Raw genomic sequence first — 24,457 nt, forward strand, 5'->3', positions numbered from 1 at the left:
GTTGATCCTTTCATGACCCGTAAAAGCACTATGACTGACTTAGGCACTGATGAGCATATCAAAAAAACAGCCGCTTTGTATGTTGTTGCCACACCGATTGGCAACCTGGATGATATCACTGAGCGCGCGCGCAGCATTTTACAACAGGTTGCTGTTATAGCGGCAGAAGATACCCGACACAGTGGCAAGCTGCTGGATCATTATGGTATTCGTAATCGTCTGGTATCCCTGCATGATCATAACGAAAACTCCCGCGCAGAACAGCTGCTGGGCTTGTTGCGTGAAGGGCGCAGCGTGGCGCTGGTTTCTGATGCCGGCACACCCCTGATCTCTGATCCCGGCTATCACCTGGTTCATACCGTGCGTGCAGCGGGTTATCCGGTGGTTCCCGTACCCGGTGCCTGTGCTTTGGTTGCGGCATTAAGTGTGGCAGGTTTGCCTACCGACCGTTTTTATTTTGCCGGGTTTTTACCGGCAAAATCCACTGCACGTAACAAGGTGCTGGACGAACTGGTGCAGCAGCAGGGCACCCTGGTGTTTTATGAATCACCCCACCGTCTGCTGGATTCACTGCGGGCAATGGTGTCAGTGCTGGGCGGGCAACGTCCGGCTTGCCTGGCGCGAGAAATCACCAAACATTTTGAGACTTTTTTGTCCGGCACGTTGGATGAGTTGTTGCAACAGGTTACAGCAGACACCAATCAGCAAAAAGGTGAGTTTGTATTGCTGGTGGAAGGTTTTCAGGGGCAGGCACAGGATTCGGCCTGGACGGATGCTTGTCGCTGGTTGCTGGAATTAAAAGATGAAATGCCACCTTCCAAAGCCTGCTCTGTAGTGGCTCGTATGACCGGTGTGAAGAAAAAAGCCCTGTATCAGTGGATGCTGGACGAGGGGCTGGACAGCAAGGCTTGAGAGATGGAAGGTTTCTCTATATGCTTTCGCAGCGGAAGTCGGCTGGACAGTCGCTGCCACTGTTTACAGTGGGGGAGGAAAGTCCGGGCTCCACAGGGCAGGGTGCCAGGTAATGCCTGGGGGGCGCAAGCCTACGGAAAGTGCCGCAGAAAATAACCGCCGATGGCGTTTTTCTTCGGAAAAATGCACAGGCAAGGGTGAAAAGGTGCGGTAAGAGCGCACCGCACGGGTGGTAACATGCCGTGGCTAGGTAAACCCCACTCGGAGCAAGACCAAATAGGAACCCAACAGGCGTGGCCCGCGCTGGGTTCGGGTAGGTTGCTTGAGCGCTGGAGCGATCCAGCGCCTAGAGGAATGACTGTTCACGACAGAACCCGGCTTACAGGCCGGCTTCCGCCCTTTTTTTAGTTTTTATCTGCTTCTGAGCTCACTATGTCCACAAATGTGTCTCCAGCTGAAACCGATCAGCATCTCAGTGTATTGCTGGAGGAAGCAGTTAGCGCCTGGCTGACTCGTCCGGATGGTTTTTATGTTGACGGAACTTTTGGCCGTGGTGGTCATAGCCGTCACTTGTTGCAACAACTGGCTGCTGCTGGACGACTGCTGGGAATCGATAAAGACCCGCGCGCGCTGATGGCAGGTGAACAGCTGGCAGCAAAAGATCCGCGCTTTTCAATCTGCCATGGCTCTTTTACCGAGCTGCCAGAGTTTCTGCATTCCTATCAGGCTGATCCGGGTTTTCAGGGTGTAGATGGTATTCTGGTGGATCTGGGTGTTTCTTCCCCTCAGCTGGATGATCCTGAGCGGGGTTTCAGTTTTATGCAGGATGGTCCGCTGGATATGCGGATGGACACCACACGAGGGCTAAGTGCAGCTGAATGGCTGGCTCGGGCTCCTGAAGAAGAAATCAGTGATGTACTTTACCATCTGGGTGAGGAGCGTCATTCACGTCGTATGGCACGTGCACTGGTCAAGGCACGGCAAGAACAGCCGATTACTCGCACTGGTCAGCTGGCTGAACTGATTAAAGCGGCCAATCCCAGCTGGGAAAAACACAAACATCCCGCCACCCGAGCCTTTCAGGCCATACGTATTCACATCAATCGTGAGCTGGATGATTTAAAGCAGCTGCTGACACAAGCTGTGGATCTGCTGGCTCCTGGCGGTCGTCTGGTGGTGATCAGTTTTCATTCACTCGAAGATCGCATTGTGAAACGCTTTATGCGTGATGCGGCGCGGGGTGATGCGCACCTGCCTCAGGGTGTACCTTTTCGTCAGGAAGAGTTGCACCCGACACTGAAACTGATCAGTAAGGCGGTTAAACCTTCTGCCACCGAGATCCAGCAGAATCCAAGAGCACGCAGTGCTGTCATGCGGGTTGCAGAGAAACTGATCAGTACAGATTAGAGGTTGTGGCATGACGTTTTCGGGTGTGCTGAAAAGCAGTAAAAAATACCGTAAATTGCCGAATTTACTGATCATCCTGTTGTCTCGTTATTGGCTGTCGCTGTTGTTGATCCTACTGCTGCTGGGCAGTGCCCATCTGTTGATTCAGGTTACTCATCAGGCCAGAAACCAGCAGGTGCGCTTGCAGACTTTGGAAGGTGAACGGGATGCCCTGCAGGTGGAGTGGGGGCGGCTGCTGCTGGAAGAAAGCTCTCTGGTATCACCGGTGCGGCTGGAACAACTGTCACGCCTGCAACTGCAGCTGCGCCTCCCTGAAGATTCGTCCTTGCAAATTCGGCGAATCGAACAGCCATGAGCAGTGTTCACCAACCCAGTTCAACCTCCCCCTGGCGCTTGCGTCTGGTGTGGATAGTATTATTGCCACTACTGTTAATTCTGGTTGGACGTCTGGTACAACTGCACCTGTTTGAGCGTGAATTTCTGAAACGTCAGGGTGATGTACGTACCCTGCGGGTTGAATCCATTCAGGCACACCGAGGCATGATCACGGATCGTCATGGTGAACCTCTGGCGATCAGCTCTCAGGTGGCTACACTCTGGGCTAATCCTCGCCAGTTACCCCGTGATGCACAACAGATCCATGCCCTTGCCGTGGCACTGGGTGAAACCCCCACCGATTTTATCCATCGCCTGCAACGTTTTGCCGATCGTGAGTTCATGTACCTGCGTCGTCAGGTGACTCCGGATATGGCTGAGGCGGTTTTGTCGCTGAAAATTCCGGGTGTTTATTCACAGGATGAGTTCAAGCGTTATTACCCTGCAGGTGAGGTGGCAGCACATCTGGTGGGTTTCACCAATATTGATGAACAGGGTCAGGAAGGACTGGAACTGGCCTGGGAACACTGGTTAAAAGCAGTGCCGGGGCGCAAACGGGTATTAAAGGATTTAAAAGGACGCACCATTCGTAATATTGCGGTATTACAACAGGCTCAGCCGGGTCAGACACTGGCCCTGAGTCTTGATATGCGCCTGCAGTACCTTGCTTATCGGGAGTTAAAAGCCGCTGTTGATCAGCATCAGGCCGTTTCCGGCAGTTTAATTCTACTGGATGCCCAAACAGGTGAAGTGTTGGCGATGGTTAACCAACCGGCATTTAATCCCAATAATCGTGCTCAGTTGGATGTTTCCAGTTTGCGTAATCGTGCCATGGTGGATCTGTTTGAACCGGGTTCGGTGATCAAGCCCCTGAGTGTGGCCGTGGCACTACAGTCCAGGCAATTCCAGCCGGATCAGATCATTGATACTTCGCCGGGGGTGATACGGCTGGCGGGGCAAACCATCAGGGACTTTCGTAATTACGGCAAGATGACGCCCGAGGATATTATTGTCCGTTCCAGTAACGTCGGTATGACCCGCATGATTCTTGAGTTGCCGGACGAAATGCTGGTGAATTATTACGACTCACTGGGTTTCGGGCGTGCAACAGGCACGGGTTTTCCCGGTGAAGCATCCGGTGTGCTGCCGGGCGGTTTTGGTATCAGCCGTATCAAACGTGCAACCCTGTCTTATGGTTATGGTTTATCCGTGACACTGGGTCAGTTAGCTCAGGCCTATATGGTTCTGGCCGATCATGGACGCCTGCATCCTTTGTCTTTATTAAAAGTGAATGATCCGGTAACTGCGCAGGTTTTTGATGCAGAAGTAGTGAACAATGTGCTTTCTATGATGGAGAAAGTAGTGCAGCCAGGTGGAACCGGAACCCGCGCAGCCATCAAGGGTTATCGGGTGGCGGGTAAAACCGGTACAGTACACAAGCTGGGATCACAGGGTTATCAATCCGGTGATTATATCGCCACCTTTGCCGGAATTGCCCCGGCCAGTGATCCACGATTGGTGGCAGTGATCATGATCGATAGTCCCAAAGGTCAGGAATATTTTGGTGGTGAGGTGGCCGCACCGGTTTTCAGTCGTGTGGTTGGCCATGCCTTGCGTATCCTGGATGTTCCTCCTGATGCACCCGTGGAGATGGGTAAAAACAATGAGTGAATTACAACTGCAACAACCCATCACATTAAGCGCTTGGTATGCCCTGTGGCCTGAACTTGAGACACGGGTAAAACACCAGTTGGAATCTCTGCCCTCTTTTGATCGACTGGTACACGACAGTCGTAAAGTCCGATCCGGTGATGTATTTTTTGCCCTGACTGGCACTTTGCAGCAGGGTCAGGCATTTATAACTTCGGCACTACAGCAAGGTGCACAACTGGCTGTTTGTGAAGGAGAGCTGCAGTTGCAGCAGCAGTCGGAAGGCTGGGTGCTGCACTTGCCGAATCTGCGTAGCAAGCTAGGTGAGTTGTTATTAAAAAGCAGTGGTTTGCCCCTGCAGAAAATTCGCACTCAGGCAGTGACTGGCACCAATGGTAAGTCATCCGTTGCCCATTATCTGAGCCAGGCCTGGCAATTGCTGGGGCAGCCCTGTGCGCTGGTGGGCACCCTGGGTTATGGTTTGCTGGATCAATTACAACCGGCCAGCCATACCACCCCAGATATGTTCCGAATGCATCAGTTGTATGCCGACTGGCTGCAGCTTGGTATCCATCGTGTGGCTCTGGAAGCGTCTTCTCATGCCCTAGAGCAGGGGCGGCTGGATGGTATCAATATCCCTTGCGGAATTTTCACCAACCTGACTCGTGATCATCTGGATTATCACGGCACGCTGGAAGCTTATGCCGCAGCAAAACTGCGCTTGTTTCAGCGTCCGGAAGCTGAAATAGCCATTCTTAATCTGGATGATCCATTGACTCCATATTGGCTGAAGCAGTGTACTGCGCCAGTGCGACTGACGTATAGCCTGTATCGAGCGGATGCTGATCTGAGTGTGCAGCAGGTGAGTTATACCAGCACAGGTATTCAGGCGCAGCTGATGTATCAGCAACAGCTCTGGTCATTACAGCTGAACTTGCTGGGCGCTTTTAACTTGGCGAATGTGCTGGCAGTGCTTGCGGCTCTGTTGGCAGAAGGCTGGTCGATGCAGCAGCTGTTACCAATCGTGGCTCAGCTCAAGCCTGTGCCTGGACGAATGCAGCGGATTGAAGCAAACAGCAGCCAGCCGCAGGTGGTGGTGGATTATGCCCATACACCGGATGCACTGGAACAAGCACTTAAGGCATTGAGAGAACACACCTCTGGTCGCCTCTGGTGTGTGTTTGGTTGTGGTGGTAATCGTGATCAGGGTAAACGTGCCCTGATGGGTGAGGTGGCTGTCCTCCTGGCTGATCAGGTGGTGGTCACGGACGATAACCCACGTGATGAGTCTCCGGTGTTGATTCGCAGCCAAATATTGGCTGCCGCCACAGGTGCAGCAGAAGTAGCTGATCGTGCTTCTGCCATACAGCAGGTTGTTAATAGCGCTGCAGCCGGTGATGTGATTCTGCTGGCAGGTAAAGGCCATGAAACCTGGCAGAAAGTGGCAGGGCAACGCATTCCTTTTGATGATGTGGAGCAGGCCAGAATTGCATTACAGCGGAGGATTGCAGAATGATGCAGGCTCTGACTTTATCGCAGCTGGCAACCTTCCTGCAGGCTGATTTGCGTGGCGAAACAGCCCAACGACTGATTAGTGTTGATATTGACAGCCGAAAATTACATGTCGGTAGCCTGTTTGCTGCACTCAAAGGGCAGCGGGTTGATGGGCATCATTTTCTGGATGCTGCTGCCGCCAAAGGTGCTACCGCAGCACTGGTGGAAGAGTGGCAGCCAAGTCGTTTGCCACAGCTGCGAGTCAAATCGGTTCCTGCTGCGCTGGGTCAGCTGGCTGCCTGGAATCGTAACCAGTTTAAACAGCCGCTGATTGCAGTCACCGGTAACAGTGGCAAAACCAGTGTTAAAGAAATGTTAGCCGCTGTTTTATCGGCACATTATGGGCAGGTGCTGGCAACCCGTGGCAATATGAACAACGAGCTGGGTATGCCGCTAACCCTGCTGAAGTTGCAACCTGTGCATCAGGCCGCAGTGATTGAACTAGGTGCCAATCATCTGGGTGAAATTGACTACCTTGCCGGTCTGGCTCGTCCGGATATTGGTATGATCACCAATGTCACCGGTGCGCATCTGGGTGAGTTTGGCAGTATGGAATCCATTGCACTTGCCAAAGGTGAGCTGCTGCAACATCTGTCGATCAGCGGTTGTGCCGTCCTGAATGCAGAAGATGCTTTTTTTGAATTCTGGCAGCAGCGTGCCCAATGCCCAGTACTGAGTTTTGGTTTACACCGGGGTGATGTGCGAGCGGAAGCAATACAGCTTGACCACTTCGGGAATCCATCTTTCACAGCTGTAACGCCCTGGGGTTCACAACAGATCACACTGCAGCTGCCGGGTCAGCATAATATTGCCAATGCACTGGCGGTGATGGCAGCGGCTGGCCAGCTGGGCATTCCACTGGCTTTACAGGCCAATGCACTGGGTCAGTTACAGCCGGTACCGGGTCGCTTACACAGAATCAACGCCTGGGGTGATGCCCTGTTGCTGGATGACAGTTACAATGCCAGTCCCGGCGCCGTGAAATCAGCCATCAATGTGCTGGCTGCACTGCCCGGTAAGCGTTTACTGGCACTGGGTAGTCTGGCTGAGCTGGGTGAGGCAACGGATGCCATTCATCGGGAGCTGGGTAGGTATGCCCGTGAAGCAGGGCTGGATGGTTTGTATGTGCTGCAGGGCAAGGCGAACCTGGCAGCAGAGTCTTTTGGCGCCGGAGCCCAGATAGCTGCAACTCATGCTGAACTGGCTGATGTGCTGCGCCCGAAAATGAATCATCAGACCTGCCTGCTGGTCAAGGGATCACGCAGCGCCGGTATGGAAAAATTAGTGAATTTACTCAGAGCAGAGGTCAATACGCCAGCCTCTGCAGTCACCAACCATAAAAAGATGAAATAACCGATGCTGCTTTGGCTGACCCAATACCTGACACAATTTCATGCCATTTTTGAAGTGTTCAACTACCTGACTTTTCGCAGCATTCTGGGTGTCCTCACTTCGTTGGCTTTTTCACTGCTGATTGGTCCTCTGGTGATCCGACGACTGGCTGAACGCCAGATCGGACAAGCCATTCGTGATGATGGCCCTCAATCCCACCTGTCCAAGGCCGGAACACCCACCATGGGTGGTGCTTTGATCCTGCTGTCCATCTGTCTCAGTACCCTGCTCTGGTCGGACTTGAATAATCGTTTTGTCTGGATTGTTCTGGGTGTGACCTTAAGTTTTGGAGCAATTGGCTGGGTAGATGACTGGCGTAAGGTGGTGGAAAAAAATCCACGTGGGCTGCCCGCGCGCTGGAAGTACTTCTGGCAATCTGTGGCTGGTTTTACGGCTGCACTGGTATTGTTTTACACGGCTCAGGTGCCGGCAGAAACCCAGCTGATTTTCCCCTTCTTCAAGAATTATGTCCTGGAACTGGGCGTATTTTTTATTCTGCTGACTTATTTTGTGATTGTTGGCTCCAGTAATGCCGTGAACCTGACCGATGGCCTGGATGGTCTGGCGATTCTGCCAACGGTTATGGTGGCCGGTGCACTGGGCATTTTTGCTTATGCCAGTGGCAACATAAATTTTGCCAATTATCTGTTAATTCCTTTTGTGCCGGGCTCCGGTGAGCTGGTGGTGTTCTGTGCCGCCATTATTGGCGCGGGGCTGGGTTTTCTCTGGTTTAACACCTACCCGGCTCAGGTGTTTATGGGTGATGTGGGTGCACTGGCACTGGGTGCTGCACTAGGTGTGGTAGCCGTGGTGGTGCGCCAGGAGATAGTGCTGTTTATCATGGGTGGTATTTTTGTTATGGAAACCCTGTCCGTCATCATTCAGGTGGCATCTTTTAAAATGACTGGCCGCCGGGTATTCCGCATGGCACCCCTGCACCATCATTTTGAGTTAAAAGGCTGGCCGGAACCCCGTGTTATTGTTCGCTTCTGGATTATCACCGTTGTTCTGGTACTGATTGGTCTTTCCACCTTGAAACTGCGTTGAAATGTAACTGGGCTGATATTAAGGAGACAGGGATGCAGGCAGAGTATAAAAGTAAAGCGGAGTACCTGATTATTGGTCTGGGTGCCACCGGTCTGTCTGTTGCCCGTTATCTGGCTGAACGGGGTCTGCGTTTTTCCGTGGCAGATACTCGTTACAACCCTCCTGGACTCAATGAATTCACGACCAGCTGGCCGGATGCCTCCATCTGGCTGGGACCGCTGGATGCCGAGTTGACCAGTCGCATGAGCACTCTGGTGGTCAGTCCCGGTATCAGTGTCAATGAACAGGCCATCAGTGCAGCTCGTGCCGCCGGTGTGGAGGTGATTGGTGATGTGGAACTCTTCTGCCGTGAAGTCAGCACACCCATTCTTGCCGTGACGGGTTCCAATGCGAAAAGCACGGTGACAACACTGATTGGAGAAATGGCAGCTGCAGCGGGTAAACAGGTGGGTGTGGGTGGAAATATTGGATTGCCAGTATTGGATCTGCTGCGCGAAGGGCGCAAAGATCTGTATGTGCTGGAGTTGTCTTCATTTCAGTTGGAAACCACCCAGTCCCTGACTGCCAGAGGGGCAGTGCTGTTGAATATCAGTGAAGATCATCTGGATCGTTATGTGGGTATGGACGAATATATCCTGGCCAAACAGCGTATTTTTCATCGTTGTGAAACAGCCATTTTTAATCGTGCAGATGCCCTGACTGTTCCGATTCATGGTCAGAATGCCCGTCGTCTCAGTTTTGGGCTGGATCATCCAACAGGTGAAAGTGAACTCGGTCTGGCCGAGCATGAAGGACAGACCTGGTTGTTTCGCGGTGATCTGCCACTGATGCCAACCGCCGAGGTGCCTCTGGCCGGTGATCATGGCATCAGTAATGCACTGGCTGCTTTTGCCCTGGGTTTTGCCGCTGGCTTGTCGGTGGATGCCATGCGTCGTGCAGTGGTTGATTTTCAATCCCTACCACATCGCTGCCAGCGACTGGCTAGTCGTAAAGGTGTGGTTTATTACAATGACTCCAAGGCTACCAATGTTGGTGCCACACTGGCGGCCGTTAAAGGCCTTAAAAAACCTGACTCACCACTCTGGTTAATACTGGGTGGTGAAGGTAAAGGGCAGGATTTTTCACCGTTTAAAACAGCATTGCAAGAAGGCATCGGTGGAGTGGCCTTGATTGGTCGTGATGCAGTGATGCTGGCTGAACAGTTACCCGAAAGCACTCAAAAACAGCACTGTGATTCATTGGCTCGGGCAGTCGAGTGGATTGCTTCCAGAGCCAAAGCAGGAGATCAGGTGCTGTTATCACCGGCGTGTGCCAGTTTTGATCAGTTTCGTGGATTTGTCCATCGGGGAGAGGTGTTCACCGAGTGCGTACTCAACTTGCCGGACTGATTCGTGGCTTGCCTGATCTGAAACAGCTGCTGGTTTTTTGCCGTCAGCTGCATTTAAGCTCCACCAGGCATCTGGATGGCTGGCTGATGTTCAGCAGTCTGACTTTGCTGCTGCTGGGTTGGCTGATGGTCAGCTCGGCCTCAATCAGCGTTGCTGAAGCCTGGACAGGCGATCCGCAGTATTTTGCCTTGCGCCAGGGGTTATTTATCGGCCTGGCCTTGGGCACGGCTTTACTGGTCAGTCAGCTGCCATTGGCCTGGAGTCGTTTTAACGGTCACTGGTTTTTATTGCTGGCTTTTCTGCTGCTGCTGGTTGTACAGCTGGTGGGTCGAGAGGTTAATGGCAGTACCCGCTGGCTTAGTCTGGGTGTCTTTAACCTACAAACCTCCGAGCTGGCAAAAATTTGTTTGCTGATATATCTGGCAGGGTATCTGGTACGCCATCAGCAGGATGTACGTGCAACGGCCAGCGGTTTTTTAAAGCCTCTGCTGGTGGTGGTTGCTTATGGTGGTTTGCTGATTGCCCAACCGGATTATGGTGGGTTGGTGGTGGTCATGGCGGCAGTCATGGGTATGGTTTTTCTGGCCGGGGTACGTTTTCAGCATTTTTTTCTGGTGTTGTTTGCTGCCGTAGCAGCATTAACCCTGATTGCTGTGCTGGAACCTTACCGGATGCAGCGACTGGTGAGTTTCACTGACCCCTGGGCACGCCAGTTTGACTCGGGTTATCAGTTAACCCAGGCCTTGATTGCTTATGGCCGAGGGCACTGGGTTGGGCTGGGTCTGGGCAATAGTGTACAGAAGCTCTTTTATTTGCCCGAGGCACATACCGACTTTATTTTCTCAATACTTTCCGAAGAGCTGGGGCTGTTGGGCGGTCTGATGACTCTTGGGCTTTATGTGCTGCTACTAGCGCGTATTTTTATTATCGGTCGTCAATGTGAATTGGGCGGGCAGTTTTTCTCAGCTTATCTTTGTTATGGCATTGCCATGATTTTTGCCACTCAGGTATTAATCAATCTTGGGGTGAATACCGGGCTTTTGCCCACCAAAGGATTAACTTTGCCATTAATCAGTTATGGCGGTAGCAGCCTGCTTGCCTGTGGCCTGATGCTGGGACTGGTGTTTCGTGCTGATCATGAAAGACGCAAAGCAGAGCAACAAGAGGAACAGGCGTGAACACAGCGCAACACAAGGCACCCATCCTGCTGATGGCGGGTGGAACTGGTGGCCATATTTTTCCGGCACTGGCAGTGGCAAAACTATTGACTGATCAAGGTCATCCGGTGGTCTGGTTAGGCAGTCAGAAGAGTATGGAAGCCCGCAGAGTACCTGAAGCGGGCATTACTTTTTATGGCCTCAGGGTTTCCGGGCTGCGAGGTAAAGGTAAAGCAGCATTGCTTTTAGCACCTTTCCGCCTACTGATCAGCCTTTGGCAGGCAGTGAGTATTCTTCGATCGATCAAGCCAGCTTGTGTGGTGGGTTTTGGTGGTTTTGCCAGTGGCCCTGGTGGGCTGGCAGCCTGGTTGTTACGTATTCCGCTATTTGTTCATGAGCAAAATGCCTTGCCGGGTATGACCAATCGCTGGTTATCGCGCATGGCGCGTCGGGTTTTTACGGCTTTCCCACAAGCTTTTTCTGATTTGCCAAAAGCTCTGTGTGTTGGTAATCCGGTGCGAGCGGAGTTATTACAATTACCACCGCCGGCACAACGTTATGCTGAACGCAGTGATCCGGTGCGATTACTGGTAGTGGGCGGCAGTCTGGGTGCCCAGTCACTGAATACCAGCCTGCCCGCTGCACTGGCTCTGTTGTCACAATCCATGCTACCCGTATCCATGCTGCCACAAGTCAGGCATCAGACGGGTGCAAATAAAGAAGAGGCTACTCGTGCTGCCTATGCGGCTGCTTGTCCTGATCTGTTAAATCGAGTGGAAATCTGCAGTTTTATTGAAGACATGGCTGAAGCGATGGGTTGGGCTGATCTGGTGATCTGCCGTGCCGGTGCCCTGACTATTTCCGAGCTGGCTGCGGTGGGGGTGGCCTCATTACTGGTGCCTTTCCCCTTTGCAGTGGATGATCACCAGACTCATAATGCCCATTTTTTAGCCGATGCTGGTGCTGCAATCCTATTGCCCCAATCAGAGTTGACACCGGCGGGACTGGCTGAGCTGTTGCAAAGCCGATTGTTACAGCGTGACTCGCTGGCCGAAATGGCCGTCAAGGCAGCGGGATTAGCTCGAATTTCAGCTGGTGAACAAATGGTTCAAACACTTTTGAAGGATATCTCATGACCAAGTTGCCCTATCGTGTACCCGTCATGCGCCGTATCAGTCATATCCACTTTGTGGGTATTGGTGGTTCTGGCATGTGTGGCATTGCTGAAGTACTGCTGACTCAGGGTTATCAGGTCAGTGGCTCTGATCTTAGCAGCGGTGCTGCAGTTAAACGACTGGAAGATCTAGGTGCCAGAGTCTGTATAGGCCATGCGGCAGAGCACATTGAAGGAACCGATGTGGTGGTGGTGTCCACAGCCATTAATGAGACTAATCCAGAGGTTCAGGCTGCTCTGGCAGCAAGGATTCCGGTGGTGCGCCGAGCAGAAATGCTGGCCGAGTTGATGCGTTTTCGTCACGGTATTGCCGTGGCTGGTACACACGGCAAAACCACTACCACCAGCCTGATTGCCTCCATTCTGGCAGAAGCCGGGCAGGATCCAACCTTTGTGATTGGTGGCAAGCTGACTCAGGCAGGAACCAATGCCCGGCTGGGTGAATCCCGTTATCTGGTGGCTGAAGCTGATGAGTCGGATGCTTCATTTCTGCATCTGCAACCGATGGTGTCCATTGTAACCAATATTGATGCTGATCATATGTCCACCTATGGTGGTGATTTTGAAAAGCTCAAACAGACGTTTATTGAGTTTTTGCACAACCTGCCATTTTACGGCCTGGCAGTAGTCTGTACCGATGATGAGGTGGTGAGGGAGTTAATTCCCAGGATCGGACGCCCGCTGTTAACCTACGGTATTAATGAGGAAGCTGATTTCCGTGCTGTTGATTTCTCACAGATTGGTCGGGATATATGCTTTAAGGTTTTACGTCCTGAGGGTTTTTCCCCTTTGGATATCACCCTGAAAATTCCTGGTCGTCATAACATGTTGAATGCTCTGGCGGCTATTGCTGTGGCAACGGATGAAGGCATCTCTGATCAGGCCATAGTTGATGGTCTGGCTAACTTTCAAGGTGTTGGAAGACGTTTTCAACAGCTGGGTAACTTCCCTGTTGGCTCTGGTGAAATCATGCTGGTGGATGATTATGGTCACCATCCACGGGAAGTGGAGGCAGTGATCAAGGCTGTGCGTGAAGGTTGGCCAGAACGGCGGCTGGTGATGATTTATCAACCACACCGATTTACCCGTACCCGTGATCTATATGAGGATTTTGTCAAGGTGTTGTCCCGGGTGGATACCCTGGTATTACTGGATGTTTACGCCGCCGGTGAGGCTAGTATCCCCGGTGCGGATGGTCGCAGTCTGAGTGGCTCCATTCGGCAGCGCGGCAAGCTTGACCCCTTGTTTATTGATGACAATGCCGAGTTAGAGAACCTACTGGCTGATGTATTAAGACCGGGTGATATCCTGCTGACCCAGGGTGCCGGTGATGTGGGTGGTATTGCCCAGCGCCTGGCAGCGACCGGGCTTGAATTTGTCAAAGCCAGTTAAAGCAGAGGGTGACATGAGTCTGACTGAACAAGAAATTCACGCATACGGACGGGTTGCAGTATTGATGGGTGGCTGTTCTGCTGAGCGCGAAGTCTCGCTGCGCAGTGGTCAGGCTGTGCTGGATGCCTTACTGCGTAGTGGTGTTAATGCCTTTGGCTTAGAGTTAGGTCGTGATGCACTCTTGCAGCTCACGGCAGAAAAGTTTGATAAAGCATTTATCGCCTTGCATGGACGCGGTGGTGAGGATGGCAGCATTCAGGGTGTGCTGGAGTGGTTGCGTATTCCTTATACTGGCAGTGATGTTCTGGCATCTGCACTGGGCATGGATAAATACAAGTGCAAACAGGTCTGGCAAGGTATGGGGTTACCAACTCCGGCTTCTGCTTTGCTGACAGCCGCCACCCGTGCAGAAGCCTTGGTGGCAGAGTTGGGCTTACCACTGATGATTAAGCCAGCGCACGAAGGCTCCAGTATTGGTATGAGCAAAGTGGTTTCAGTCGAACAATTGCAACAGGCCTATCAGGAAGCAGCTCGTTATGATGACCGGGTACTGGCCGAACAGTTTGTCACTGGTGCTGAATTTACTGTCAGTATTGTGGATGATCAGGCGCTTCCGGTGATCGGTTTAAAAACCACCCATGATTTTTATGATTTCAGTGCCAAATATACCGCTACGGATACTCGTTATCTGCTACCCAGCGGTTTGCCTGCCGCTGAAGAGGCTGCATTGCAGCAGTTGGCACTGGATGCTTATCGCGCGGTGGGTTGTGAAAGCTGGGGACGAGTGGATGTAATGGTGGATCAACAGGGTCAACCCTGGTTGTTGGAAGTCAATACCAGCCCGGGTATGACGGATCATAGTCTGGTTCCTCAGGCTGCTGCTCACGCAGGAATCAGTTTTGAGCAGCTGGTACTGAAAATACTGGCAACCGCCAGACTCAAGGTGTTCCGTGGTTAAAATTGGGTTGTGGTTAAAAGCACTGGTTCCATTGCTGGTGCTTTTGTTGCTGGTGGTCTGGTGGCTGAACTGGACACTGGCGCGCCCGGTTGGACAGGTGGCAATTTATGGTGAGGTACGCCACGCTGATCTGGAAAAACTACAGCAACAGGCACTGCCCTGGCTGGATGCACCCTTCTGGAAAGTGGATCTAGCCGGACTCAAACAAACCCTGGAGCAAGACCCCTGGCTGGCGCGTGTCAGTGTCAGTCGTCATTGGCCGGATCAAATTCGTCTGGATCTGGATGAACGGGTTGCATGGTCTGCCTGGAATCATAATGGTTTGCTGGATGAACAAGGGCAGGTTTTTTATCCTGCAAGTCACAGTGATATTGTTACCGGCAGACAGATTTATGCCGAAATGGATACACTGGCAGAAGCACTAAAACTCTGGGAAACTCTAGAACCCTTGTTGCACAGGCAGCAACTGGTATTAACAGAATTAAAACTGGAAGCCCGTGGCGCCTGGCAACTGCAGTTAAATGGATCTGTCCGTGTAGTTGTAGGACGTGATAACATAGAAAAACGTATAAATCGTTTTTTATGGGCATGGCAGACTTGGCTATCGGCAGAAGCAGAAAATATTGCTGGAGTTGATCTGCGTTACCCCAATGGCCTGTCAGTTGCCTGGATACAATCGGGTAGGGAATAACCAAGGAGTTTTTTTCCATTATGGCTCTGCAATCACACCACGGCAATCTGGTTGTTGGACTGGATATTGGCACCTCAAAGGTGGTTGCCATTGTTGGGCAGCGGACTCCTGAAGGTAAGCTGGAAATTATTGGTCTTGGATCTCATCCTTCTCGTGGCTTAAAGAAAGGTGTAGTTATCAATATTGACTCTACTGTGCAATCCATCCGACGCGCGGTAGAGGAAGCCGAGTTAATGGCTGGTTGTGAAATACACTCGGTTTATGTGGGGATTGCAGGCAGCCATGTACACAGCATGAACTCACACGGCATAGTTGCCATCAGGGATCGTGAAGTGGGGGAAGCTGATCTAGAACGAGTCATTGATGCAGCACGCGCTGTTGCTATACCTGCGGATCAGAAGATCATTCATATCCTGCCACAGGAATATGCAATTGATAACCAGGAAGGCATTAGAGAACCAATGGGCATGTCGGGTGTCCGACTTGAAGCCAAGGTTCATCTGGTGACCTGTGCGGTAAATGCTGTTCAAAATATTGAAAAATGTGTTCGTCGTTGTGGGCTTGAAGTTGAAGATATAATTCTTGAGCAGCTTGCTTCCAGTTATTCAGTATTAACAGAAGATGAAAAAGAGCTGGGTGTCTGTATTGTTGATATTGGTGGCGGCACAACGGATATTGCAATATTCACTGAAGGTGCCATACGTCATACTGCGGTAATTCCAATTGCCGGAGATCAGGTGACTAATGATATTGCCATGGCATTGCGTACACCCACGATCCATGCTGAAAACATTAAAATTAAATATGCCTGTGCACTGACACAGCTTGCCGGCCCGGAAGAAATGCTCAAGGTTCCCAGTGTGGGTGATCGCCCTGCCAGGGATTTGTCCCGCCAGGCACTGGCCGAAGTGGTAGAGCCGCGTTATGACGAACTGTTTACCTTGATCCAGGCAGAGCTTAGACGCAGTGGTTTTGAAGACCTGATGCCGGCTGGAATTGTACTAACCGGCGGTACTTCAAAAATGGAAGGTGCTGTAGAGCTGGCGGAAGAGATATTTCATGCGCCGGTCAGGCTTGCCAGTCCCCAATTTGTGGTGGGATTGGATGATGTGGTTAGTAACCCGATTTATGCTACCGGTGTAGGCTTGTTGCATTATGCGTTGCAACGTACGGAATCAGAAAGCCTGCCTGAAGGAAGTTATCGTCATGAACCTGTTCGTGCTGATGCGGGTGGAGAAGTGTTGACTACACGCATTAAGCGATGGTTTCAGCGACAGTTTTAAGTAACAACAACTTTTTATGTTATTAATAAGGGCTTGCAGAAATTTTTTTTCTGTGTGGCATTCATTATGCTTGCTGTATTTGTTAGTCTAATGCAGAGTTGCGTAATCAAGCGTGTTTTAGGTGATCCCCGTACCAATTTTTGGATGTGGATTGCTTTCTGGAGACGGCCAAATGAGCTTTGAAATTTTAGATAATTCACCCACAACATCAGCGGTCATCAAGGTTATCGGTGTCGGTGGAGCGGGCGGTAATGCAGTCAACCACATGGTGGCTGAAAAGATTGAAGGGGTGGAGTTCATTTGTGTCAACACCGACGCTCAGGCGCTCAAGACCTACGCAGCTAAAACAGTTTTACAGCTGGGTGGTGAAATTACCAAAGGGCTGGGAGCTGGTGCCAACCCTGAAGTGGGACGTCAGGCGGCTTTGGAAGATCGTAAACTGATAGAAGAAGTGCTGCAGGGTGCAGACATGGTTTTTATCACCGCCGGCATGGGTGGTGGTACCGGTACCGGCGCGGCACCTGTAGTTGCCGAGATTGCCAAAGAACTGGGTATTCTGTCTGTGGCTGTTGTCACCAAACCCTTCCCCTTTGAAGGCAAGAGGCGGATGCGACTTGCTGAAGAAGGCATAGCCAATCTTGTATTGCATGTTGATTCACTGATTACTATTCCCAATGAGCGGTTACTGCCAGTGCTGGGCAAAAACACCACCTTGCTAAATGCTTTTGGTGTTGCCAACAATGTACTGCTGGGTGCCGTTCAAGGTATTGCTGAACTGATTACCAATCCAGGTATCATTAACCTGGATTTTGCAGACGTGCGCACAGTAATGTCAGAAATGGGTATGGCCATGATGGGTGCCGGTTCCGCCAAGGGTGATCAGCGCGCCCGGGAAGCTGCTGAACAGGCTGTACGCTCACCGCTGCTGGAAGATATTGATTTGAAAGGTGCGCGAGGTATTCTGGTCAACGTGACTGCCAACAGTGAAATGACACTGCACGAATTCTCGGAAGTTAACGATGTAGTTGGTGAATTTGCATCTGAAGATGCCACTATAATTGTGGGTACTTCCGTCGACAACAGTCTTGAAGAAGAGCTTCGAGTCACTGTTGTGGCTACAGGCCTGAATCACAAAACCAAAAAGGTTACAGAGCCTGCTGTTGCTGCTGCACCCCAGAAAAATACTCGTCCAGTACGCCCGGTACGTCCTGTTATCACTGACACAACTGGTGCCGGGTCGGCTGCCTCAGCTAGAGCTGCTCAATCAATGGGTAATCCAAAAAATGACCCGGATCTGGGTTATCTGGATATTCCAGCATTTTTGCGTAAGCAGGCAGATTAACCATCTTAGTCACTGATTGACTTACTTGCGGAAATAAAATTTATAGATATTTAGCTTTTTATCCATCAGAATTTTGTTAAAATCTGATGAAATTTGAGCTCGGGTGAAGAAAAACCCGTGTTTACCATCCGAATTTAGCCCCATTGGGGCAAAGATGAGTCGCAATGATCAAGCAATGCACCCTGCGAAACACTATCCGGGCAACCGGTGTTGGCCTTCACTCTGGCGACAAGGTCTACCTGACCCTGCGCCCAGCTCCAGTTAATACTGGCATTGTTTTCCGGCGGATTGATCTTGATCCGGTGGCAGAAATTCATGCCTGTGCAGAAAATGTTGGTGAGACAACCTTGTCCACCACTCTGTGTGAAGGCGATGTCAAGGTCAGTACTGTGGAGCACCTGCTTTCTGCTTTGGCAGGATTGGGTATTGATAACCTCTATGTTGAAGTCAGTGCGCCGGAAGTGCCGATCATGGATGGCAGTGCTGGCCCCTTTGTATTTCTGATTCAATCAGCGGGTATTCTTGAACAGGATGCTGCCAAACAGTTCATTCGCATCAAAAGTAAAGTTGAAGTCCGTGAAGATGACAAAACAGCAAGCTTTGAGCCGTTTGATGGCTTCCGAGTAAGTTTCAGCATTGATTTTGATCATCCCGTGTTCAGGGATCAGAAACAAACAGCAGTAATTGACTTTTCGACTACGTCCTTTGTTCGTGAAGTAAGCCGTGCCCGTACCTTTGGCTTTATGCGTGATATTGAATACCTGCGTTCACGCAATCTGGCTCTGGGTGGCAGCATGGAAAATGCCATCGTGGTTGATGACTACAGAATCCTGAATGAAGACGGACTGCGTTATGAAGACGAGTTTGTTAAACACAAGGTACTGGACGCCATTGGTGACCTTTACCTGTTGAGCAAGAGCCTGATTGGTGAGTTCAAGGGGCACAAGTCAGGTCACGGTTTGAATAACAAGCTATTGCGCGAACTGATTCGTCAGCCTGATGCCTGGGAAGTGGTTACCTTTGAAGGTGAAGAAGAGCGCTCACCGATTTCTTACGCATCCCCCCTAGCCACTGCCTGATTGTTTTTAATCTAGTAACAACAAAAAGCCGACTCTCAATCGGTTTTTTGTTGTTCATCTTTTTGTTTTTGTTTACCTAGACGCTCCAGTACCGCTTTTAAGCGAGGATTATCTACCTGCTCGGCCAGCTTGCCCAAGATCTGGCGAGCATGTGGTGAAATGGGTTTAGTTGGTCTTGATGGTTTTGGAGCTGGTAGTTCTGGGCGAATTTTGACTTCGATCCGCCTCAGGTCGGGCAGGTGTTTTTTCATGGCAACGATCAGCCCCGGTTCCAGAAAACGCATCTGCGTCAAAAATCCTGCACTACCGGTAATCAGTATCAATTTCTGTTCTTCGTAATTGGCAACCCTGTAAGCAGTACGTAGTTCGGCAGGTAGTTCTTGATGTAAAAGTGTTTCTAAATGTTTCAGTGTGGCTGCCTTGCTTAATACCCGGCTGAAAATTGAGGTATCTTTGTTAATCAGAGCACTTAAGGATTTTATTCTGCCCGCTCTTGCCTTTATACTCACAACAGCCCCCTGATAGCTCGCTCAGTTGTAGAGCTTAATCAATAACCACCAAAACACCAAGGGGCAAAGAATGGGAAGCAATCGATGAATCTGATTTTTTGCAGCAGCAAGCACAGCTCTAGCCGATCCATCAATTTAACAAGCGGATTTTTGACCCTGGTGTTTTCAGTGGTTTTTATTATACCGGCGGCAATTGGTGGCACGCTGGTTTACTGGTGGGTTGATGCCAGTGAGCGATTGATGAAAGACCAGGCCAGTCTCATGTGGAATCGTGAGCTGGAATCCCAGCGCGAAGAAGTTGAGCAACTGAAGCGTAAGTCTCTTGAGCGCATTGATGCTTTAACACCAAAAATTGGTGAATTGCAGGCGCGCTTGTTAAGGCTGGACGCCCTGGGTAAAAGGCTCACCTCTGTTGCAAACCTCAGTGATGAATTCGATTTTGATCAGGTGCCTCCTTTGGGTGGCCCTGAATATGTGTATGAGGAAAGCTCCGGTTACACGGACACCGAGCTGATGGAAGCTCTGGACTCACTAACTCAGAAGATTGAGCAACGTCAGCAGCAGCTTGAACTGATCCATGCGCTGCTGACCAATCGCAGTTTTGCCGAACAGGTCTACATTGCCGGTCGCCCGATTGAACGTGGCTGGATGTCATCCAGCTTTGGACGTCGCAGCGATCCTTTCACCGGCCGCAGCTCCTGGCATGAAGGTATAGATTATGCCGGTAAAGAAAACTCCAATGTTGTTGCCACCGGTGCTGGTGTAGTTGTTCATGCCAGTCGCCGTGGTGGTTATGGTAACTTGGTAGAAATTGACCATGGTGATGGCTACGTTACACGCTATGCTCACTTGAATGAATTTCGGGTGGCCAAAGGTGACATTATTCAACGAGGTGATATTGTGGGTTTGATGGGTTGTACTGGGCGCTGTACAGGTACCCATGTGCATTATGAGATCATTCGCAATGGACGCGCAGTGGATCCTGTGCGTTATGTTTCCCGCGCAGCACCTTGATCCTTCCTCAAAAAGAACACCCGCTGCGGCGGGTGTTCTTGTTTGTGGCAAGTGTTGATTATATCCTTCGGGATTGTCAACACCGCCACCCTTGTTCTGCAAACACTTTTAATTAAAAACGTGGTATGTTGTGCGATCAAAAGCCCATCATCCAACCACGGGTAAGGACATTCAATGATTACCCCTTTGTTAAAGAAAATTTTTGGCAGTAAAAACGAACGTGAGCTCAAGCGTCTGCGTAAATTTGTGGAGCAAATCAATGCGTTTGAACCGCAGATGGAAAGCTTACAGGATGCCGATTTTAAGAGTAGAACCCAGGCTTTAAAAGAAAGATTTGCGCAGGGTGAAAACCTTCAGAAACTGCTACCAGAAAGTTTTGCGCTGGTACGCGAAGCCAGTAAACGCGCATTACAAATGCGGCACTTTGATGTCCAGTTGATTGGTGGCATGGTGCTGCACGAAGGTAAAATTGCCGAAATGCGTACCGGTGAAGGTAAAACACTGGTAGCCACCCTGGCGGTATATCTGAACGCCCTAGCAGGTAAGGGTGTGCATGTGGTCACCGTTAACGATTATCTGGCACGCCGTGATGCAGAGTGGATGGGTAAGCTGTACACCTTTCTCGGGCTTTCGGTTGGTGTGATTTATTCTGGCCAGAGTCAGGAAGAAAAGCGTGAAGCCTACAAGGCAGATATCACCTACGGAACCAACAACGAATTCGGTTTTGATTACCTGCGCGACAATATGGCTTTCTCATTGCAGGATCGTGTGCAGCGAGATCTTTTTTACGCCGTGGTGGATGAGGTGGACTCCATCCTTATTGATGAGGCACGGACACCACTGATTATTTCGGGTGCTGCAGAAGACAGTTCAGCCTTGTATCGCAAGATCAATACGCTGATTCCTTCATTAAATGCCTGGAACGAAGAGTCAGAAACGGGTGATTACATTGTTGATGAAAAACAACGCAGCATAGAGCTGACTGAGCAGGGTCACCAGCGTGTGGAAGAAATGCTGTCCAAGGAGGGGATGCTGGATGAAGGAGCCAGTCTGTATGCCGCCACCAACCTGAATCTGTTGCACCACGTCCATTCAGCACTGCGTGCACACCACATGTTCCAGAAGGATGTGGATTATATTGTCAGCGAAGGGCAGGTGGTCATTGTTGATGAGCATACTGGGCGCACCATGCCAGGACGTCGCTGGGGTGAAGGTTTGCACCAGGCCGTGGAAGCCAAAGAAGGTCTGCATATTCACGCTGAAAGCCAGACGCTTGCCTCCACAACTTTCCAGAATTATTTCCGTCTGTATGAAAAACTCTCGGGTATGACCGGTACAGCCGACACCGAAGCCTACGAGTTTAATCACATCTATGCTTTGGATGTGGTGGTGATGCCGACCAATCGCATTGTACAGCGCAAGGATCTCAATGATCTGGTATTTATGACTTCAGAAGAAAAGTTTGAAGCCATCATTGAGGATGCCCGCTACTGCATAGAAAAAGGTCAGCCGGTGCTGGTGGGTACTGCTTCCATTGAAACCTCAGAGTATGTCAGCCGTTTACTGAAAAAAGCCGGTATTTCGCACAAGGTGCTGAATGCTAAACAGCATGAAAGTGAAGCAGAAATCATTGCTCAGGCGGGTCGTCCCGGTTCGGTGACCCTTGCAACCAACATGGCCGGTCGTGGTACAGACATCATGTTGGGTGGTAACTGGGAAGCTGAGGCAGCGAAGCTTGAAAACACAACCCCAGAGCAACTCGAAAAACTGAAAGCCGAGTGGCAAAAACGTCATGATGCGGTTATTGCAGCGGGTGGCCTGCATGTAATTGGTACTGAACGTCACGAATCAAGACGTATTGACAACCAGTTGCGTGGACGTGCCGGTCGTCAGGGTGATCCGGGTAGTACCCGTTTCTTCCTGTCGTTGGAAGACAGCCTGATGCGTATTTTTGCCTCGGATCGGGTCAAAAATATGATGACCATGCTGGGCATGAAACGCGGTGAAGCCATAGAACACAAGATGGTCACCAACGCGGTTGAAAAAGCTCAGCGCAAGGTCGAAGGGCGTAACTTTGATATACGTAAACAGCTGCTGGAATACGACGATGTTAATAATGATCAGCGCCAGGTTGTTTATAACCAGCGTCGTGAAATACTGGAAGCTGAAGAAATAGCCGAAGAAGTGGCTGAAATGCGCCAGGATGTATTGGATAGCGCCATTTCCCAGTTTATTCCACCTCAGTCAATGCCTGAACAATGGCGTATCAGCGAGCTTGAACAGCATTTGGTGAACGAATTTAATCTGTCTCTACCTCTGCAGCAGTGGTTGAATGAAGATAAAACTCTGCATGAAGAGAGCCTGCGAGAAAAATTGCAACAAGCACAGGAAGACGCCTATCGCGATAAGGAAGCACTGGCAGGTGCTGAATTGCTGCGTAAGTTTGAACAGCAGGTGATGTTGCAAGTATTGGATACTCGCTGGAAAGAACATCTGCAAAGTATGGATCAGTTGCGTCAGGGCATCCACCTGCGAGGTTATGCCCAGAAAAACCCCAAACAAGAATACAAGCGTGAAGCTTTTGGACTGTTTGAGCACTTTTTGGCTAATGTTCGCCGTGATCTGGTCAGGATTCTCAGTCATGTAAAAATTCGCACTCCGGAGGAAGTTGAAGCACTCGAACAACAGCGTCGTGCTGAAGCAGAGCAGTTGATGAAGCGTCAGAGTGCTCAGCATGAATCTTCTGATATGGCTGGCAGTGGCGAAATGCCAGATGGCTCTGCACAACCCTTTAAACGGGATATGCCCAAAGTTGGACGCAATGATCCCTGCCCCTGTGGTTCAGGAAAAAAATTCAAACAGTGTCACGGTAAACTCAATTAAGGCTTGTCCCTGAGCGGGAGGAGAAAAGTACAATGGCTGTTGGTGAACTGGTATTGCCAGAATTTAATCCTGTGGCAGGTTTGAGAATCGGAACAGCAAGCGCCGGAATCAAAAAACCGGGTCGTAAAGATCTAGTGGTTTTTGAGTTGGCTGCAGGCAGTACCACTGCGGGTATTTTTACACTGAATGCTTTTTGTGCTGCACCAGTACAGCTGTGCAAAGAACACCTGCAGCAAGGTTCACCCCGTTATCTGGTGATTAATACCGGTAATGCCAACGCTGGTACGGGTGTAGCGGGTCTGGACAATGCTCGCAAGACCTGCCAGGTACTGGCTGATCTGGCCGGTGTTAAATCCACAGAAGTTTTGCCTTTTTCCACCGGTGTGATTGGTGAACCCCTGCCGATGGATCGTTTGCTGGCCGCTTTACCGCAGGCGCTGGAACAACTGACGAATAACGGCTGGGCTGATGCTGCCAGCGGCATTATGACTACGGATACCAAACCCAAGGGTGCCACCGCCAGCTGTGAAATCAACGGCCAGCATGTTGTTATCAGCGGTATTGCCAAGGGTGCCGGTATGATCAAACCCAACATGGCAACCATGCTGGGCTTTATTGCCACGGATGCAACCATTGACTCAGTTTTGCTAAAAGAACTACTGAAGCAAGCTGCAGATGTCAGTTTTAACCGCATCACCATTGATGGTGATACTTCAACCAATGACAGTTGTATGCTGGTGGCTACCGGTCAGTCAGCAAAAATCAGTGTTGAAGATACCGCTGCACTGCAGAGCTTCACTGCTTGCCTGCAGCAAGTGATGCAACATTTGGCATTAAGTATCGTGCGTGATGGTGAGGGCGCCACCAAATTTGTCACTGTACAGGTGGAACAAGCTGCAACAACGGCAGAAGCTCTGGAAGCAGCCTTTACCGTTGCCCATTCCCCACTGGTCAAAACGGCACTCTATGCCAGTGATGCCAACTGGGGGCGGATACTGGCCGCGGTAGGTCGCGCGCCAGGTCTTGAAAGCCTTGATGTCAGCAGTGTTACGGTTTATCTGGATGATGTCCTGCTGGTTGAGCAGGGTGGCCGGGCAGCCAGTTACACAGAAGACGCCGGTTCGGCTGTAATGCAGCAAACCGAGATCACCCTGCGTATCCTGCTGGGACGCGGCAAGGCCACCGAAACCGTCTGGACCTGTGATTTTTCTCATGACTATGTCACCATCAACGCCGATTACCGCACCTGA

At 50.8% G+C, this 24,457-nt stretch carries 20 protein-coding genes and 1 other RNA gene; 20 read left to right on the forward strand and 1 reads right to left on the reverse strand.

All coding sequences use genetic code 11. The annotated features are described in order from the left end of the window. Window positions 1-12: 12 nt before the first annotated feature. From rsmI to lpxC, 17 genes are all read left to right on the forward strand, one after another. Window positions 13-912 carry a 16S rRNA (cytidine(1402)-2'-O)-methyltransferase gene (gene rsmI / locus IBX50_RS01410; protein WP_292252758.1) on the forward strand — a complete coding sequence of 300 codons (900 nt, stop codon included), beginning with the start codon at window positions 13-15 and terminating at the stop codon, window positions 910-912. Between the two features lie 34 nt (window positions 913-946). Continuing rightward, window positions 947-1,310: RNase P RNA component class A (gene rnpB / locus IBX50_RS01415), an RNA gene on the forward strand. A gap of 34 nt (window positions 1,311-1,344) precedes the next feature. Next, complete coding sequence (rsmH, locus tag IBX50_RS01420) at window positions 1,345-2,319, forward strand: 16S rRNA (cytosine(1402)-N(4))-methyltransferase RsmH (RefSeq protein ID WP_292252760.1); 975 nt, start codon at window positions 1,345-1,347, stop codon at window positions 2,317-2,319. A gap of 10 nt (window positions 2,320-2,329) precedes the next feature. Continuing rightward, the gene (gene ftsL / locus IBX50_RS01425) at window positions 2,330-2,674 is read left to right on the forward strand and encodes a cell division protein FtsL (protein WP_292252762.1); all 345 of its coding nucleotides are present in this window, start codon (window positions 2,330-2,332) and stop codon (window positions 2,672-2,674) included. Continuing rightward, window positions 2,671-4,365, forward strand: coding sequence for a penicillin-binding protein 2 (locus IBX50_RS01430; RefSeq protein WP_292252763.1), 1,695 nt, complete (start codon window positions 2,671-2,673; stop codon window positions 4,363-4,365). The genes ftsL and IBX50_RS01430 overlap by 4 nt, the downstream gene beginning before the upstream one ends. Further along, window positions 4,358-5,860, forward strand: coding sequence for a UDP-N-acetylmuramoyl-L-alanyl-D-glutamate--2,6-diaminopimelate ligase (locus tag IBX50_RS01435; RefSeq protein ID WP_292252764.1), 1,503 nt, complete (start codon window positions 4,358-4,360; stop codon window positions 5,858-5,860). Before IBX50_RS01430 ends, IBX50_RS01435 begins: the two co-directional genes overlap by 8 nt. Continuing rightward, on the forward strand, window positions 5,857-7,251 hold the full coding sequence (gene murF, locus IBX50_RS01440; RefSeq protein ID WP_292252765.1) for a UDP-N-acetylmuramoyl-tripeptide--D-alanyl-D-alanine ligase: 1,395 nt from the start codon (window positions 5,857-5,859) through the stop codon (window positions 7,249-7,251). The genes IBX50_RS01435 and murF overlap by 4 nt, the downstream gene beginning before the upstream one ends. 3 nt (window positions 7,252-7,254) lie before the next feature. Next, complete coding sequence (gene mraY / locus IBX50_RS01445) at window positions 7,255-8,337, forward strand: phospho-N-acetylmuramoyl-pentapeptide-transferase (RefSeq protein ID WP_292252767.1); 1,083 nt, start codon at window positions 7,255-7,257, stop codon at window positions 8,335-8,337. A 32-nt stretch (window positions 8,338-8,369) separates the two neighbouring features. Then, window positions 8,370-9,725 carry a UDP-N-acetylmuramoyl-L-alanine--D-glutamate ligase gene (gene murD, locus IBX50_RS01450; RefSeq protein WP_292252768.1) on the forward strand — a complete coding sequence of 452 codons (1,356 nt, stop codon included), beginning with the start codon at window positions 8,370-8,372 and terminating at the stop codon, window positions 9,723-9,725. Next, window positions 9,701-10,903 carry a putative lipid II flippase FtsW gene (gene ftsW / locus IBX50_RS01455; protein ID WP_292252770.1) on the forward strand — a complete coding sequence of 401 codons (1,203 nt, stop codon included), beginning with the start codon at window positions 9,701-9,703 and terminating at the stop codon, window positions 10,901-10,903. Before murD ends, ftsW begins: the two co-directional genes overlap by 25 nt. After that, the gene (gene murG / locus IBX50_RS01460; RefSeq protein WP_292252773.1) at window positions 10,900-12,018 is read left to right on the forward strand and encodes an undecaprenyldiphospho-muramoylpentapeptide beta-N-acetylglucosaminyltransferase; all 1,119 of its coding nucleotides are present in this window, start codon (window positions 10,900-10,902) and stop codon (window positions 12,016-12,018) included. Before ftsW ends, murG begins: the two co-directional genes overlap by 4 nt. Then, window positions 12,015-13,448 (forward strand): UDP-N-acetylmuramate--L-alanine ligase, encoded by a 1,434-nt coding sequence (gene murC, locus IBX50_RS01465; protein WP_292252775.1) that lies wholly within the window; start codon window positions 12,015-12,017, stop codon window positions 13,446-13,448. Before murG ends, murC begins: the two co-directional genes overlap by 4 nt. Before the next feature lie 13 nt (window positions 13,449-13,461). Further along, window positions 13,462-14,406 (forward strand): D-alanine--D-alanine ligase, encoded by a 945-nt coding sequence (locus IBX50_RS01470; protein WP_292252776.1) that lies wholly within the window; start codon window positions 13,462-13,464, stop codon window positions 14,404-14,406. Beyond that, complete coding sequence (locus IBX50_RS01475; protein WP_292252778.1) at window positions 14,399-15,097, forward strand: cell division protein FtsQ/DivIB; 699 nt, start codon at window positions 14,399-14,401, stop codon at window positions 15,095-15,097. The genes IBX50_RS01470 and IBX50_RS01475 overlap by 8 nt, the downstream gene beginning before the upstream one ends. Before the next feature lie 20 nt (window positions 15,098-15,117). Continuing rightward, a complete protein-coding gene (gene ftsA, locus IBX50_RS01480; protein WP_292252780.1) occupies window positions 15,118-16,380 on the forward strand; it encodes a cell division protein FtsA in 1,263 nt (420 codons plus the stop codon). Window positions 16,381-16,552: 172 nt separating this feature from the next. Continuing rightward, window positions 16,553-17,722, forward strand: coding sequence for a cell division protein FtsZ (ftsZ, locus tag IBX50_RS01485; protein ID WP_292252782.1), 1,170 nt, complete (start codon window positions 16,553-16,555; stop codon window positions 17,720-17,722). A 164-nt stretch (window positions 17,723-17,886) separates the two neighbouring features. Then, window positions 17,887-18,801 (forward strand): UDP-3-O-acyl-N-acetylglucosamine deacetylase, encoded by a 915-nt coding sequence (gene lpxC, locus IBX50_RS01490; protein WP_292252783.1) that lies wholly within the window; start codon window positions 17,887-17,889, stop codon window positions 18,799-18,801. A gap of 35 nt (window positions 18,802-18,836) precedes the next feature. Here lpxC and IBX50_RS01495 read toward each other — a convergent pair whose 3' ends face one another. Beyond that, on the reverse strand, window positions 18,837-19,310 hold the full coding sequence (locus IBX50_RS01495) for a DciA family protein (RefSeq protein WP_292252784.1): 474 nt from the start codon (window positions 19,308-19,310) through the stop codon (window positions 18,837-18,839). 168 nt (window positions 19,311-19,478) lie between these two features. Between IBX50_RS01495 and IBX50_RS01500 the strand changes: the two genes are divergently transcribed. From IBX50_RS01500 to argJ, 3 genes are all read left to right on the forward strand, one after another. Then, a complete protein-coding gene (locus tag IBX50_RS01500; RefSeq protein ID WP_292252785.1) occupies window positions 19,479-20,324 on the forward strand; it encodes a M23 family metallopeptidase in 846 nt (281 codons plus the stop codon). Window positions 20,325-20,498: 174 nt separating this feature from the next. Beyond that, window positions 20,499-23,207 carry a preprotein translocase subunit SecA gene (gene secA, locus IBX50_RS01505; RefSeq protein WP_292252786.1) on the forward strand — a complete coding sequence of 903 codons (2,709 nt, stop codon included), beginning with the start codon at window positions 20,499-20,501 and terminating at the stop codon, window positions 23,205-23,207. 32 nt (window positions 23,208-23,239) lie between these two features. Further along, window positions 23,240-24,457 carry a bifunctional glutamate N-acetyltransferase/amino-acid acetyltransferase ArgJ gene (gene argJ / locus IBX50_RS01510; RefSeq protein ID WP_292252787.1) on the forward strand — a complete coding sequence of 406 codons (1,218 nt, stop codon included), beginning with the start codon at window positions 23,240-23,242 and terminating at the stop codon, window positions 24,455-24,457.

Source organism: Marinospirillum sp., from assembly GCF_014859565.1.